10 protein-coding genes and 1 pseudogene are annotated in these 14,621 nt (G+C 68.0%); 4 read left to right on the top strand and 7 right to left on the bottom strand.

What is annotated here, in order from left to right:
* Positions 1 to 380: hypothetical protein (locus tag OG435_RS49545; protein ID WP_266888461.1), on the top strand; the 380-nt coding region annotated here is incomplete at its 5' end.
* A 476-nt stretch (positions 381 to 856) separates the two neighbouring features.
* Positions 857 to 3,526 carry a DEAD/DEAH box helicase gene (locus OG435_RS49550; RefSeq protein ID WP_266888464.1) on the top strand — a complete coding sequence of 890 codons (2,670 nt, stop codon included), beginning with the start codon at positions 857 to 859 and terminating at the stop codon, positions 3,524 to 3,526.
* Positions 3,527 to 3,759: 233 nt separating this feature from the next.
* Here the strand turns inward: OG435_RS49550 and OG435_RS49555 are convergent, their stop codons facing one another.
* The 5 genes from OG435_RS49555 to OG435_RS49575 all read right to left on the bottom strand — a co-directional run bounded on the left by OG435_RS49555 (position 3,760) and on the right by OG435_RS49575 (position 10,000).
* Positions 3,760 to 4,695: a ParB/RepB/Spo0J family partition protein gene (locus OG435_RS49555; protein ID WP_266888466.1), complete on the bottom strand. Its 936-nt coding sequence runs from the start codon at positions 4,693 to 4,695 to the stop codon at positions 3,760 to 3,762.
* A 29-nt stretch (positions 4,696 to 4,724) separates the two neighbouring features.
* Positions 4,725 to 5,411, bottom strand: a complete 687-nt coding sequence (locus OG435_RS49560; protein WP_266888469.1) for a ParA family protein — start codon at positions 5,409 to 5,411, stop codon at positions 4,725 to 4,727.
* Between the two features lie 252 nt (positions 5,412 to 5,663).
* Positions 5,664 to 7,916, bottom strand: a complete 2,253-nt coding sequence (locus OG435_RS49565; protein ID WP_266888471.1) for a hypothetical protein — start codon at positions 7,914 to 7,916, stop codon at positions 5,664 to 5,666.
* Positions 7,913 to 9,019, bottom strand: a complete 1,107-nt coding sequence (locus OG435_RS49570; protein WP_266888473.1) for a hypothetical protein — start codon at positions 9,017 to 9,019, stop codon at positions 7,913 to 7,915. The genes OG435_RS49565 and OG435_RS49570 overlap by 4 nt, the downstream gene beginning before the upstream one ends.
* A gap of 9 nt (positions 9,020 to 9,028) precedes the next feature.
* Complete coding sequence (locus OG435_RS49575; protein WP_266888475.1) at positions 9,029 to 10,000, bottom strand: hypothetical protein; 972 nt, start codon at positions 9,998 to 10,000, stop codon at positions 9,029 to 9,031.
* A gap of 250 nt (positions 10,001 to 10,250) precedes the next feature.
* Here OG435_RS49575 and OG435_RS50930 point away from each other — a divergent pair.
* Both OG435_RS50930 and OG435_RS49590 read left to right on the top strand, forming a co-directional pair.
* Positions 10,251 to 11,329 (top strand): IS630 family transposase gene (locus OG435_RS50930; protein ID WP_430625886.1). Its coding sequence is split into 2 segments (ribosomal slippage): positions 10,251 to 10,752 and positions 10,752 to 11,329, totalling 1,080 coding nucleotides; the frame shifts between segments, so codons are not numbered across the junction.
* Between the two features lie 377 nt (positions 11,330 to 11,706).
* Positions 11,707 to 13,122 carry a DHA2 family efflux MFS transporter permease subunit gene (locus tag OG435_RS49590; RefSeq protein ID WP_266888477.1) on the top strand — a complete coding sequence of 472 codons (1,416 nt, stop codon included), beginning with the start codon at positions 11,707 to 11,709 and terminating at the stop codon, positions 13,120 to 13,122.
* 165 nt (positions 13,123 to 13,287) lie between these two features.
* On the opposite strand, the pseudogene OG435_RS49595 reads toward OG435_RS49590, so the two are convergent.
* A pseudogene (locus tag OG435_RS49595) lies at positions 13,288 to 13,663 on the bottom strand (transposase); the annotation flags it as partial.
* Between the two features lie 70 nt (positions 13,664 to 13,733).
* On the bottom strand, positions 13,734 to 14,453 hold the full coding sequence (locus OG435_RS49600) for an IS6 family transposase (protein WP_266888479.1): 720 nt from the start codon (positions 14,451 to 14,453) through the stop codon (positions 13,734 to 13,736).
* Between the last annotated feature and the right edge of the window lie 168 nt (positions 14,454 to 14,621).

Genomic DNA, 14,621 nt, shown 5'->3' on the forward strand with positions numbered 1-14,621 from the left:
GGGAGACCGATGATCTCTACTACAAGTACCAGTACTGCATGAAAGCAGTCTCCGAGGCTCAGCGGCCCCTGCTGGCCAAAACCCTGGCAAGCGAATCAACCTTTTCCATGGCTAAGGCGGCTGCCCTTGCTGGAATGCACGCATCACGACAACTGGAGGACGCACTTTTCCATCGAAAATCATCCACTAAAGAAGCACTTGCCTGGGGTGCAGCATACAAGAAGAAGATAAAAAGAGAAGAATATAATATTCTCCTTGCTGTATTCAACTCGAAAAACGAAAAAATCGTCGCGGCGATCAAGAATCTAGAGCTCGATCGATCGGACAGAAAGAAGCTGGCCGAGTATCTCCTGAAACCCAGCTTCGAATTTGAGGATTAATCAGGTTGAACTCGTCGTTGCCCCGACGGTCCCCCGGGGCGAGCAGGGCGGTGAAGCCGGTGATCTAACCCGAAAATACCCACCTCGATCTCGGACGCCTGTCTGAGCTGAGGGGCCGAGGGCGGCGAGGGTTGTGGCTATGCGGCCTTCGCGGTGAGGGTCACATCGTGACCGAGGGCCGTCGGACGGGCAGCCGCCACACGGCCCCATTTTCACGGCTGCGCCGACGTCCGGTATGCCGGATACAGAAACTCGTTGGTTTTGTCCAGCACTCTCAGCTGGCTGACGGTTCAGCCGGCGGCCGTAGCGCAGGGGGCCCGCGGGCTGGTTTGCTCCTGGTCGAGACCAACCAACCATAATGCATACACCATGGTGATGCACCATGTACTGTTGGCAGAAAGACGAGGCAGGGTCGGGGCCGTTACCTCTGGTCTGAGGCGTAGTCACTGGGATCCGGTATCGGGGAAGGCATGCGAATGTCTGGTATTCAGCTCAGGGAACATCAGGTGGACCAGCGGTCGGCGATCCGGAAATGGGTTGGGGTGCCGGTGAAATCGGCCGTGCCGCCTCAGGGGCTGCGGGGGACGATCGTGTCCGCGACTGGCTCGGGGAAGACGATCACCGCTGCTGCGAGTGCGCTGGAGTGCTTCCCGGGGGGCCGGATCCTGGTGACCGCCCCGACCCTGGATCTACTCGCTCAGACCGCGCAGGCCTGGCGCACTGTCGGCCACCGCGCCCCGATGGTCGCGGTGTGCTCGCTGGAGAACGACGCGGTACTCACCGAACTCGTGGTGCGCACCACGACCAACCCCGTGCAGCTCGCCCTGTGGGCCGCACGGGGGCCCGTGGTCGTGTTCGCTACGTACGCCTCCCTGGTCGACCGTGAGGACGCCACCGACCCTGAGGCCGTCCAGAAGGTGCGCGGGCCCCTGGAGGCTGCTCTCTCGGGCGGGGAGCGGCTCTACGGGCAGCGCATGGATCCCTTCGACCTGGCCATCGTGGACGAAGCCCACGGGACGGCTGGGGACCTGGGCCGGCCCTGGGCCGCGATCCACGACAACACCCGGATCCCCGCCGACTTCCGCCTGTACCTCACCGCCACCCCCCGGATCCTCGCCGCAGCGCAGCCGCGGAAAGCCGCAGCCGGGCCGGCGCCCGACATCGCGTCGATGGCAGACGACCCCGAGGGCACCTACGGTCCGTGGCTCGCCGATCTAGGACTGTCCGAGGCCATCGAGCGGGAGATCCTCGCCGGATTCGAAATCGACGTCTTGGAAATCCGGGACCCCACACCGCAGCGATTCGTACTCTCGGAGGAATCACTGCGGGGACGGCGTCTCGCGCTTTTGCAGACCGCACTACTCGAACACGCCGCGCGGCACAATCTGAAAACCGTGATGACCTTTCATCAAAAGGTCGAAGAGGCCCGGGCCTTCGCTGAAAAGCTTCCCGCGACAGCAGCCGAGCTGTACGTCAGCGAGAGTGACCCTGTCGCGCTGGCGCGCGCCGAGGAGCTCCCGGAGTCGTCGATCGAAGCGGAGCCCTACGAACTGGAGGCAGGCCGGCACGTGCCCCCCGGCCGGGTGTGGTCGGCGTGGCTGTGCGGCGATCACCTCGTGTCCGAGCGGCGCGAGGTGCTGCGCCAGTTCGCCAACGGCATCGACCACACCGGGCACCGCGTGCACCGGGCGTTCCTCGCGTCCGTGCGCGTACTCGGGGAAGGAGTCGACATCACCGGCGAACGCGGCGTCGAAGCCATCTGCTTCGCGGACACCCGCGGGTCCCAGGTGGAGATCGTCCAGAACATCGGCCGTGCGCTGCGGCTCAACCGGGACGGCTCCACCAAGGTGGCCCGGATCATCGTCCCGGTCTTCCTGGAGCCCGGGGAGGACCCCAAGGACATGGTGGCGTCCGCTTCGTACGCGGGCCTGGTCGCTGTCCTCCAGGGCCTGCGCAGTCATGACGAACGACTGGTCGAGCAACTCGCTTCGCGCGCTCTGAGCAGCGGGAAGCACACCGTGCACGTCCAGCGTGACGACCAGGGCCGGATCATCGGCGCCGCCGGCGGGGTCAAGGGGGACGACCAGGACCAGGAGGACGGGGCGGACGTCGCGGCGGAGTCCGCGTTGCTGCACTTCTCCACCCCGCGTGACGCTGCGGCTATCGCGGCCTTCCTGCGCACCCGCGTGTACCGGCCCGAATCCCTGGTCTGGCTTGAGGGCTACCAGGCACTCCTGCGCTGGCGCACCGAGCACGAAATCACCGGCCTGCACGCGGTCCCCTACGACACCGAGACGCCGGTGGGCGTCACGAAGAACTTCCCTCTCGGCCGGTGGGTCCACCAGCAGCGCAAGGCCCTGCGGGCCGGAGAACTGGAGGAGCGGCGCCAAAAGCTCCTGGACGCACCCGAAGCAGGCATGGTCTGGGAGCCGGGTGAAGAGGCCTGGGAGGACAAGCTTGCCGCGCTGCGCGCCTACCACCGGGCAAGCGGACACCTGGCACCCCGGCAGAACGCCCTGTGGGGCGAGGGCGAGACGATGGTGCCCATCGGGCAGCACATGGCCAACCTGCGGCGCAAGGGCGTCAAGAACGGCCTAGGGAAGGACGAAAAGACCGCAACGACCCGAGCCGCGCAGCTCGCCGCGATCGATGAAGACTGGGACTGCCCGTGGCCGCTGGACTGGCAACGTAACTACCGGCTCCTCGCCGCCCTGGCCGACGCTGACGGATCCCTCCCCGACATCGCCCCCGGAGTGACCATCGACGGCGACGACGTCGGCCGCTGGCTCCACCAGCACAAGCGCCCAGACGTCTGGGCACAGCTCACCGCCGAGCAGCAGAAGCGGTTGTCCAAACTCGGCATTCGCCCCGCCCTGGCGCCGACCCCCACCGCCCCGAGCACGAAGGCGACTCCCAAAGCGCAGCAGGCGTTCCAGCGCGGACTCGCCGCGCTCGCCCAGTGGGTCGCGCGGGAAGGCACCCGACCGGTACCCCGCGGGCACACCGAAACAATCACCGCCGAAGGCGAGACAGAACCCACCGTGGTGAAACTCGGCGTATGGACCAGCAACACCAAGAGCCGGCGCGACAAGCTCACCGCCGAGCAACTCGGCGCGCTCGCGAAGCTGGGCGTGGACTGGGCGTAACCGCCCCCGCCCACCCGGCCCGCCGGCCCCCTAGGAACGAAAGAGGGGGTCGGCCCGGCGGTACTGCCCCCGATCGAAGCGGGCACCGGGCCTGACCCGCGCACGCCATATCGGCGCGGGCTGCACATACCCTAACCACCCTGACTGAGCCGAGCTGATGCCGCCAAGAAAGCGGGACTTCCCCAATTGGGGAAGTCCCGCTCAATACCGGGCTCAGCCCGTGACGGTTGGGGTCAAGAAGCCGCTTCCTCCGCTTCCTGGCGCACGGGGCGGAGGGCGTCCAGCGCGGCCAGCATCACCGATTCGGGAGTTGTTCCCGTAGCAACGGCTTCCGCAGCAAACACGGCGGAGAACTCGGCAACCGCATCGGCCGGCATGGTCCAGGTGTGCGCAGCCGACTCGGGGCGCTGTTCCGGCACGGACCGGCCGCGCGAATTTTCCGCGGAAAATTTCCCGGCCTTCGGCGGCTTGGTCTGCGTCGTCTTGCGCGCTGCGGCCTTGTCGTCAACGCGGAGCAGCCTCGCGAGTTCCTCGCGCTGTTCGGCGAGAGGCATGCTCTCGATGCCCTTCACTGCTCCTAGCCGGCGCGCGTCTCGGATGGCGAGGCCTTCGGCTCCACGTGCCTTCGCCCTCACGGCTTCGCGCAGTTCTGGGTGAATCTTGAGGAGGTTCTTTCGGTGGCTGATCCATGGCTCCGACCAGCCTTCGGCGCTGGCCGCCTCTTTGGCCGTGGCGTACGTGGTGACGATGTCCATCACGACGCGGGCCTCCTCGATGGGGTCGAGGTCGGTCCGGCCGGCGTTCTCGTCGTAGGCCGCGCGAAGGACTGCCGCTTGGGAGGTGGCGAGGGTGTCGTCCGTGACGACGAGCAGTTCGTCACGCCCGTACTTCCGAGCGGCTGCGAGGCGGCGGTTGCCGTTGACGAACACGACGTCGTCGGGGCCCCCGCCGAGTGTCTGCGCGTCCTCGGGCCAGAGCTTCAGGTAGGCGGCCCGGGTGATGGCCAGGCAACTTTGGAGCTGACGATCCTTGATCGTGGCCAGGTCTGTCAGGTCGCCCACGGACTCGCGCGGGTTGCGGGGGTTGGGGAGACAGCGGTCGAGCGTCAGCCATCGGGCCTGCGGCCTGGTGTCCACCCCGGGCTGCTCCAGAACGGGATCGTCCGCCATGTCGGCGAAGGAGACACGGCGCCCCGCCATCAGGCACCGCCCTTGGCGGCCTGCGTGACGCTACCGCCGTAGCCGAGTTCAAGGGCGAGCTTGAAGTAGTCTTCACGCCCCCGGTACGCGGTCTGGCTGTCGCGGTATTGCGTGACGACTGTCCCCTCAGCGATGGCGCGACTGTGGATCTTGTAGCGTCGGACGACGCCCCGCGCGACCGGCCACCCCTTCTTAACGATGTAGGCCCGGGTGTCGTCCAAGTCGGCCTTGCCGTCCCTCGGGTCCCAGTTGTTGATGATGACCCGGTACGGGATCCCCCGCGGCTTGAGGACTTGCTCGATCGTGCGGGCGGTGGGGTCGAAGCAAAGCGGTTCGGTGATCATCGGCACCACGACGTCGTCGGCGATGTCCAGCGCTCTGTTCAGGATCTCCTCATCGGCGAGCGTGCCCGGGGTGTCGATGAAGATGTGCTGGTAGGTCTCCGTCTCGCCGAGCGAGTCATGCGTGACGGCAGCGAGATTGACCGTGGTGGTGGTCTTTCCCACCCCGCCCTTCTGGTTGGCGATGACGTGGATCCTCGCGCCGTGCTGCTTGAGCCTGACGAGCTGATCCGCCGCATGGTGTGCGGCCATGAAGTCGAAAGGCAGGCTGTCGCCTACCTTCTCGGCCCACGTGACCGCCGACCCCTGCGGGTCGGTGGACACGACGAGTACGGATGACTGCATGTCACATTCCAATCTGTCCGTGGATTTCCCGGTACGAGCCCGGTACTCCGGAGTGCTGCTACCGCCGGATCGGCCGGGGGCAGGCCGGTCCAGGGTCTCAGATCAGCGGCATCCCTCCGGGAACGGGGGCCCGGCTGGCGCCCGATTTTCCGCTGAAAATTTCCAGGGGCAGAACCCCGCCACAACGCAAAGAGGCCCGGTCCCCCCGGATCTCCGGGGGGACCGGGCCTCTTCGTGCGTGCCGAGCAGTCGTCAGGCGCCGGGCAGGCGCTCGCCCGTGTCCGCGTCGAAAGCGGCCCCGGAAGGGGACAGGCGGATCTTCCGCTCGGTCCCCTTGGCGCCTTCCTTCCAGATCTTGCCGCCGATGACTATCCGGACCGTGACGTCCGCCAGCGGGTCACTGACCGGAACCTCCAACTGAGGATCCTTGATGTATCGGTCGGGTCCGCGGGTGCTAACGGCGCTTTGACCGTCTGCCTCGATGCGCAGGTACTGAGCGTTGGTTTCGAAGAACGAGCGGAGTTCGATGATGACGCGGTCGCGGTCCCGGGTCCACTGAGCAACAACGTCAGCGTCGACGTCGTCCATGAGCAGGCTCGCGCCGGACTGTCCCTTGTACGCGGCGGCTGTCTGTTGCCGTGCTTCGGTGGCCCGGTCGGTTTCGGCCTTCTGCCAGATGCCGCCGGCTGTCAAGGCCAGGACGGCGATCACGGCGATGTAGGGCCAGGTCCGCCGGCGCGGTGCCGAGGGGGCCTTCTCGCCCGTCGTGTCTTGGGAGGGGGCGGGGGGCGGGGTCCCGTAGAGCGGCTGTGCGGGTGCGGGTACCGGCATCGGAGTGCCGGTGTTCGCGGGTTGCTGCTCCCACCATTCAACGTCTCGTCCCATGCGGGTGACGTTAGCCCGTAGCAAGGTGGCTGTCTCCGGCCTTCCGTTGAGTTCGGCCAACTTGGCCCGGGTGGAGAGCCAGGACAGGGCCTGGTCGGAGTTGATGCCGTGCGCGCGGATGTCCTGGGATTCACCCAGGACTGCCAGGTCGGATGCTTCAGCGTGCCGGCCTTCCCGCGCGGCCTGGACGACGTCGTGATGCCGACTGTCGATGACGGTGGGCGGCATGTCGAAGTCCCAGGCTCCTCCGGTATCCCGGCCTGCGTGCTGCGCGGCCGGTGGCGCCAGCACGTAGTCACTGTCTTCACAGCGGGGGAGCTCTTCGGGGAGCTCCCCCGCGTCCGCGTGCTCCTGGTGCTCCTCCTCCTCGTGGTGCTGCTCGTCCTCCTGGTCGTCCTCCTCGAAGGCGCCGTCCGGGTCTTGGTCGTGCTCGGCCTGGTCGGCTGCGGCCTTCTGTGCCTGGCGGCGGCGGGAGGAGGTATCGGTGAGGCGCACCTCTTCCTCGGTTTCGAGGACGGTCTTGATGATGTCCACGTAGTGCGGACCGACCTTCCACACCGCCTCTCCCTGCTCAAGACGGGGGATCTGCTCGACGGCCCACTGGGGCAGGCCGAGCAGCTCCCCGACAAGGGCGGCTTCTGGCGGTGTGAGCCGTCCGACGTGCGCGATCTCGCACAGTTTGGCCAGGTCCTGCGCCTGACCCTCTCCGAGGTCGCTCAGGGTGTGCATGATCGCCTGAATCGACAAGGACGCCTTACGCGAGTTCTTCGCGATCCGCTGAATCAGCCCCGTGGTGGCCGGGTTGCGCAGGATCTCCCAGGCCTCTTCGAGGACGAGGTGGCGGTGGCTGGCCGGCGCCTGGGGGAGCCACACGTGTTCGATCCATACAGCCACTACGGACATCAGGGCCGGAATCGCGGGGCTGTTGCGGTCCAGGCCGGAGAAGTCGAACGTGGTCATCGGGGAATCGACCGGGGGCAGGCTCGCGTGGTCCCCGTCGAAGAGGCCGGCCAGCGATCCCGAGATGTAGCGGTCGAGGGCGATGGCCGCGCCTTCGCCCCACCGCCGGAGTTTCGCGGCGGGCCAGGTGCCTGCCTCCGGGTGGACCAGGGCGTCGCGTACTCCGCGCAGGTCCACGGCCTTCGGGTTCGCTACGGCGTGCTGGAGTGCGTGCGCGCACTGCGGGTTCATGGCCTGGGGCTCCACCGCGAGGATGAGTGCGCGGATGAGTTCCTCCGGCACGCCGTGAGGGAGCACCGGCGAGCAGGGGTTGAGGGTGAACTCGCCGGCCCGGACGACCAGTCCGCCCAAGGCTTCGGTCACGGGTGTCCACTCACCGCCCTTGCGCTCTCCGAAGGAGTCAACAACGACGAACTGGTCTTGGTGCCGCCGGTTCTCCCGAAAGGCCCTGATCTTGTCCGTGGTGGACTTGCCGGAGCCGAGACCGCCCAGGGTGATCCCGATGGTGGACGGTAGGTCGCGCTGGTCCACAAGTACGGGGGACAGGTCGAAGGCGCGGCCATCGAGCAGGGACTTGCCGATGCGGATGCCGGGGAAGGCGTCGACGGCGGCGGCGAAGGGGGCGGTGACGGCTGCGGCATTGGCCGGGAGGCGGATCACAGGACCGCTCCTTTCCGGGTCTGGGCTCCGTGGGGGCTGGTCATCACGTGGGCGCGGTGCTGCTGGCCGGCAAGCCAGTCCAGGCCGAGGCGGTGCCGGTCGGCGCCGATGTCGGTTTGCAGGCGGGCGGCGGTGACCTCCTCGGGGCTGTCTCCCCAGGTGGTCAGGTACGCGTCCAGGTCGATCAGGGAGTCACCGGCAACGAGTGCACCGTGGGTCGTGTCGTCCGCGATGCTGTCGGCATCCGCCGCGACCTTGTCCATGCGGAATGCCTCGCTGATGGCGCGCGTCCACTTCGCTGAGCGCCGGGACTGGCCTTCGGGCAGCGGCCGGTACAGCACCGACAGGGACCGGTCGGGAAACGGCTCCGGGTTGGGGTTGAGGCGCCCTCGGACCGTGCCGAGCAGCAGATCCGGCATCAGGGTGCCGTCCGTCTGGGCCGGCCATCCGGTGATGCGGGCAGTGGACGCGTAGCGGCCGTCCACGAGGCCGACCCAGCCAGGGCCGCGCTCGGCCACCTCGGGAACGTCATCCACGTCGACCGGGATGAGCACGCCCAGCGCTTCGAACTCGCCTTCCAGGGTGCCCATGATCCGATCGGCTTTGCCCAGGCTCTTGGGGACGTGGACGGAGATGGTCTGGGTGTGGGTGCGGTATCCGTCCACGGTGGTCGAGTGGTAGGTGACGTGGACCTGGATGCCGGCCACCCGGGCCTGGTTCCCCGCGAAGGTCAGCGCGCGGCTGAGCGCCGCGTGGAAGCCGGCGCGGCGGGCGGGGTCCTGGATGGTGCCCTGCCCGGGGTACAGGGCCCACGTCATCGTGGCCCCGTCCGCGCCGGTCATGCCGGGCGGGGCGGTGCGTTCGGTCAGGCGCCGGTACCCGACCGTGGCCCAGCGGGCCAACGACCGGGGGCCCGGCGACATGTTGAGCAGCACCGCGGCTGCGCCGACCGCGCCGACCGACCAGAGCGGCGGGGGGCTGACGAATCCGCTGGCGAGCAGTACGCCCCCGACGCCGGCATTCACCTTGGCCAGCGCCAGTTCGGTGGGGCTCAGTCCGCGCTGAAGGGCCGGAACACGAAGGCCGGACGTCAGGGAGTACATGGGTTCCTCCTACGGGGTGCGGGGCGGGGGCGGCGCCCCACGGCTCGGATTCGGTACGGGTGCAGGTGCGGGGGTGCGGGGCGGGCGGGGCCCGCCGGACGGGCCGGGCGCGGGGCCCGGCCCGGACTGGCCGCCCCCGGCCGGGGGCCGGGGGTTGGCTGCGGCGGCAGCCAAGTGGGCTTGGCGCCGTGCCTCGGTCACCTGCTGGCGGCGGGGTGCTTCCCGCTCCGCCTTGTCGATCGCGGATCGGGTCGTGAGCTGACCGTGCGGCTGTTTCGCCCGGATCCCGAAGGCGCCGGCGAGCAGGGCCCCGTGTTGGCTCGCGGCCCGGCCCGGGGTGTCGACCGTGCGGGGCTGGCGGGGCGTGTTCTCGTTCTCGTAGAACGTGGGCACACCCGCCTTGACCACGGCCCGAGCAACGCGGTTGCTGGTGTTCTGCTCCACCGCGTCCCGGACTGCGTGACCAATCCGCGGCCCGAAGTACGGGATGCCGTGGAAGATCATCCGGAGCATGATGACGTCGGCCAGGCAGAGCAGGACCGCGTCCGCGATCAAAGCCCCCTGAAACCCCGCCACCAAGGGGGTGATGAGGATCATTGCGAACGGCGCGAAGATCAGCCCCAGCAACACCCTCACCCACGCTTTGACCGCGCGGGTGTCGCCCGCGCGGGCCAGCGAGGCCAGCACCAGAGGTGCGGAGCAGACCCACGCCAAAATGGCCAGGTTCCGGACCGCGAACACGATCGCCGCGAACCCGAGCGCGACCACCAGAGCCCCCATGAGGAGCATCCAGGCCAACGGATTCGCCTTGTCCGCCCCATGGTCCATGTCCGTCCGGATCGCGGCGAGCACGGTCCCCTCGCCACCGTCGAACATGGCCTTAAAGGCCCCGTTCACCGCCTTGCTGAGCAGCGCGACGATGCCGGGAACCGAGATCATGCCGACGACCGCCGCGAACGTCCAGCCGGTCGTCAGACCCATCTCTTTGAGCCGGGGCGATCCCTGCCACGCCGTCAGGCCACACGCCACAACGACACAAATGAAGATCGCGACGGCTAGATGTTGCCCGAGCCACAGAAACGGGCTGTAGATCCCGTCCGCCGTCTCCGGCGCCCACGAGCGCTCAGGCGCCAGGAGACGTCTCAGGCTCGTCATTACTGACTTCAGCTCTTTGGGGTGAATGTTTGCGAAGTCCCTGATGGGTCTGGGTGGGTGGCTGTATCCGTGGTGTGTGAAATATGCGGATGGGGGCGGGCTGACTCCTGCGGGACGTCGGCGCCGGGAGACGGTTCGTATGCAGGCGGCTGAGCTGTTCGAGCAGAAGATCAATCCGTCGGAGGTCGCACGGCGGCTTCGGGTGAGCGTGAAGTCGGCTTATCAATGGCATCAGTTGTGGCGGGATGGTGGTGTTCAGGCTCTGGCCTCCCGCGGTCCGAGCGGTCCACGGTGCCGTCTGTCCCCGCGGTGTCTGGAGAAGCTGGCCGCGTATCTGGAGCAGGGCCCGGCCGCTCATGGCTGGGTGGAGGACCAGGTGTGGACCGCGTCGAGGGTGGCCACGCTGATCGGCCGGAAGTTCCACGTCACCTACAGCGTCTCGGGCGCTACCCGGTTGATGCACCGGCTCGGCTTCAGCCCGCAGGTCCCCGCCCGGCGGGTCGCCGAACGCGATGAGCAGGCCGTGAGTATGTGGCGGGAGGCGACCTGGCCGGAGGTAAAAGGGCGAGGGCGGCCTGCGGGGGCTACGTCTGCTTCGAAGACGAAGCCGGGTTCACCCGCAGGCCGCCCCGGGGGCGTACCTGGGGCCGGCGAGGAGTGACTCCGGTCGTCACCATCAGCGGCCGGCGGTCGGGACGGCTGTCGGTGGCCGGGCTGATCGCGATGCGGCCAGGCTCGAGGACCCGGCTGTGTCACCGCCTACGGACCCATCCCGCGGGCAAGGGAACACGTCGCAGCATGAGCGAGCGGGACTTCATCGCGCTCGTCGACGGAGTCCACCAGCCGGTCAGGGCACCGATCGTGCTGGTCTGGGACCGGCTGAACACCCACGTCTCCCGCAGGATGCGCGACTTCGTCGCCGAGCGTGAATGGCTGACCGTGTTCCTGTTGCCCGCCTACTCACCCGAACTCAACCCAGTCGAGTGGGTATGGGCCCACGTCAAACGCAGCCTCGCCAACCTCGCCGTCATGGCCCTCGACCGCCTCGAAGCCCTCGTCCGCAACCGCCTCAAACGCCTTCAATACCGGCCCCACACCCTCGACGGCTTCATAGCTGGCACCGGCCTGACCCTCGACGCACCACCCTCACCCTGAAAAGCCGAAGTCAGTAGAAAGTCGGCAAATCCTTTGAGTACCTGATCCTGAAGCCTGCATGACAACTCCGGGCGCATGGGGATCCCAACGGAGCCGGCACCGAGTTGCCTCGTGATGATTGGTCGAGGCGAGGGCAGGATGTGCCTGGCATCCCCGGGTGGACCGGCCGATCGGGGGATGCCTGGTGTCGGTGTCGGCTGTGAAGATCAAAGGGATGCCGATCCAGGTGTTCGGTGTGTTGTCGAGTCTTTGGAGTCCTGCTGTGCGAATCGAAGTGTGTGTGAGCGCCATCGCCCGTGACGGGCTTTCGTTCCCCGCTTCGGTTTCCGGCGCCGTTTGGTGCGGCCGGGGCGGGCATGCCAAGGACACGACTGAAATTGCACCGCCTGCTTCGTAACCTCACGTCTTCCGGCTCGCCCGCGAGCCCTCAGACAGCGCTGTACGCGCTGTGCGTCAGCTTCTTCATGATCTGCCTGGACGCCACGGTCGTGAACGTGGCAGTCCCCGACATCCAAGCCTCGCTCGGGGCGTCCCTCAACGGGGCCGTCTGGGTCAACAGCGCCTACGCCCTCTGCTACGCCGTGCCGCTGATCCTCGCGGGACGGCTCGGCGACCGCTACGGCCCCAAGCGGATCTTCCTGACCGGCCTGGCCGGATTCACCGTGGCCTCGCTGGCCTGTGCACTCGCCCCGAGCCCTGAGGTGCTGATCGCGGCACGGGCCGTCCAGGGTCTGACCGCCGCGCTGATCGCGCCCCAGACCATGTCGATGATCGTGCACATGTTCCCCGCCGAGCGCCGCGGCAAGGCGCTCGGGGTGTGGGGTGCGGTCGGCGGTGCGGCGATGGCCGCGGGCCCCGTGATCGGAGGTCTGCTGATCACGTGGACCGGATGGCGCGGCATCTTCCTGGTCAACATCCCCGTCGGGATCCTCGGCTGGATCGCGGCAGCCCGACTGCTGCCCGACTGGCGGCCCGCCAAGGAGCACCGTCTCGACCTGTGGGGTATCGCGCTCAGCGGCCTGGGGCTGACCGCCCTGGTCTTCGGGGTGCAGAGCGGTGAGGCGTACGACTGGGGCACGGTTGCCGGACCGGTGACGATCCCCTTGATCCTGGTCTTCGGCCTCCTGTGTCTGGCGGTGTTCGTGTGGTGGCAGCACCACAACACCCGCGAGCCGCTCCTGCCGCTGCGGCTCTTCCACAACCGGAACTTCTCCGCCGCCTCCGTCGCGGGCGGTGCCATGGGAGCCGCCATGGGCGGACTGTTCCTGCCGCTGATGATCTACCTGCAGAGCGACCTCGGCTACAGCCCGCTGGCGGCCGGCGCCGCCACCGTCCCGATGTTCACCCTGTCCTCCATGTGCGCGCGTCTGGCCGGGAAGTGGTCCGACACCACAAGTCCCCGCGCCCTCGCGGCCCTGGGCTTCGCCCTGCTCACCCTGGGCACCGCCACTCTCGCCTGGCTGCTGCACCCCGGAATCCGCCTCTGGGTGCTGATGCCGTCGCTCCTCGTGGCCGGTATCGGGGTCGGCCTGGTCTCGGCGCCGCTTGCCGGGATCGCCACCCGGACCCTGGAGCCATCCCTGGTCGGCGCGGCCTCAGGAGTCTTCAACACCACCCGGCAACTCGGCGGAGCACTCGGCAGCGCCGCCACCGGCGTCCTCCTCCAGGCACACCTCGGCGACACCCCCACCACCGCCACCCAAGCGGCGCTGGCCTTCCCCGTGGCCATGCTCCTGATCGGACTCGCCTGCTGCACCGTCGTCAGGCCGGTCCCCAAGGCTCAGACCGTCTGATGACCCCGATCCGTGCATGACAAATTCGTCCGGAGGTGAGGACAGGTTGGGGTTGTCCGCGGGGACGTTCCTCGCTCTGGTGAAGTGAAGGATGAGCGGCCTCGCCTGGAGCTCGTTGTGTCAGAGTGAAGAGGCGGGGCAAGCCAGGTGCGGTTGGTGGCGGGGAACTCGGTCAGTCCCGGGTGTGTTCGCGGGGGGCCGGCTGGTTGGCCCGGCGGGACTGCCGGCGGGTGATGCGCCTGGTCATGAGGGTGATCGCGGCCCAGGTGATCAGGGTTTCGGAGTGCTGGACGAGACGTTCGTAGTCGCGGGCGTGACGGCGGGCGTGCATGACCCAGGCGTGCGATCTCTCGACGACCCAGCGGCGGGGCAGGACGACGAACCCGACCGCCTCCTTGGGCCGGCTCACGGTCTTCACTGTCAGGTTCAGGTACTTCTTCGCCCAGGTGACGAGTTGTCCGGCGTAGGCGGAGTCGGCCCAGACGATCGTGATCTCGGGGTGCATGAGCCGCAGGCGGAAGAGGACTTCCTTGGCGGTGCTGTCACGTTGTCGGTGGTGTGATCGTTTGATGGCGCGTCAGGCCGTGCGGGGGTAGCCGGCGGCTGGTTGCTCAGGCCGCGGAGGGCATGGCGGCGGCGCCGGTGATCTGGTCCCAGATCGTGAAGCGGACGGTCATCTCAAGGCGGTGGCGGCGGGCGGCCATCAGGTGGCGTCCGGTTCGGAAGTGGGGTGAGATCCCGGTGAACGCGGCCAGGAACCGCTGCGCTCCGCCGACGCTGCGGAAGCCTTTCATCGCCCGTTCCCGCTGCCTCGTCGGCTGGTGCGAGTTCTCCGCCCGGTTGTTCAAACCCTTATGGGCACGGTGCTCGACCGAGGGCATCACCTCACGGTGCGCTGCCCCGTACGAGGCGAGCTTGTCGGTGATGATCACCCTCGGCACCTGCCCGGTTGTGGTGAGGAGCCGGCGGAAGAAACGCCTGGCAGCAGCCTTGTCACGCCGGCTCTGGACCAGGATGTCGAGCACGTTGCCGTCGGCGTCGACGGCCCGCCACAAGTACTTCTGCTTCCCGCCGATCTTGATGAACACCTCGTCGAGATGCCACTTGTCACCGGGCTGCGGGCGCCTGCGGCGCAGCGCGTTCGCGTAGGCCTGGCCGAACTTCAGACACCACCGGCGGATGCTCTCGTACGAGACGATCACACCCCGCTCGAGCATCATCTCCTCCACCTCACGGAAGCTGAGGGGGAAGCGGAAGTACAGCCACACACAGTGCGAAATGATCTCCACCGGGTAACGGTGATTCGCATACGACAGCGTGCTCGACGACACGAATCAGACCCTTCGCCGGACGGACAACCCGAAGATCATCCCACCCCGCCCCGACAACGTGACAAGGCCTCCCAGCCCTCTGGAGCGGGGAACCCGCCGGGTCTGGAGACCAGGGAGCTGGAGCCGGAATATCTGCTGACGGTTCCGCAGGGCGAGGCGGCCCGGAGG

This window comes from Streptomyces sp. NBC_01264 (genome assembly GCF_026340675.1).
GTDB lineage: Bacteria > Actinomycetota > Actinomycetes > Streptomycetales > Streptomycetaceae > Streptomyces.

Bases quoted from the DNA above. Each gene is read 5' to 3' on its own strand.
- OG435_RS49570 (WP_266888473.1), bottom strand. From the start codon at position 9,019: ATGTACTCCCTGACGTCCGGCCTTCGTGTTCCGGCCCTTCAGCGCGGA.
- OG435_RS49550 (WP_266888464.1), top strand. From the start codon at position 857: ATGTCTGGTATTCAGCTCAGGGAACATCAGGTGGACCAGCGGTCGGCG.
- OG435_RS49555 (WP_266888466.1), bottom strand. From the start codon at position 4,695: ATGGCGGACGATCCCGTTCTGGAGCAGCCCGGGGTGGACACCAGGCCG.
- OG435_RS49575 (WP_266888475.1), bottom strand. From the start codon at position 10,000: ATGGGTCTGACGACCGGCTGGACGTTCGCGGCGGTCGTCGGCATGATC.
- OG435_RS49560 (WP_266888469.1), bottom strand. From the start codon at position 5,411: ATGCAGTCATCCGTACTCGTCGTGTCCACCGACCCGCAGGGGTCGGCG.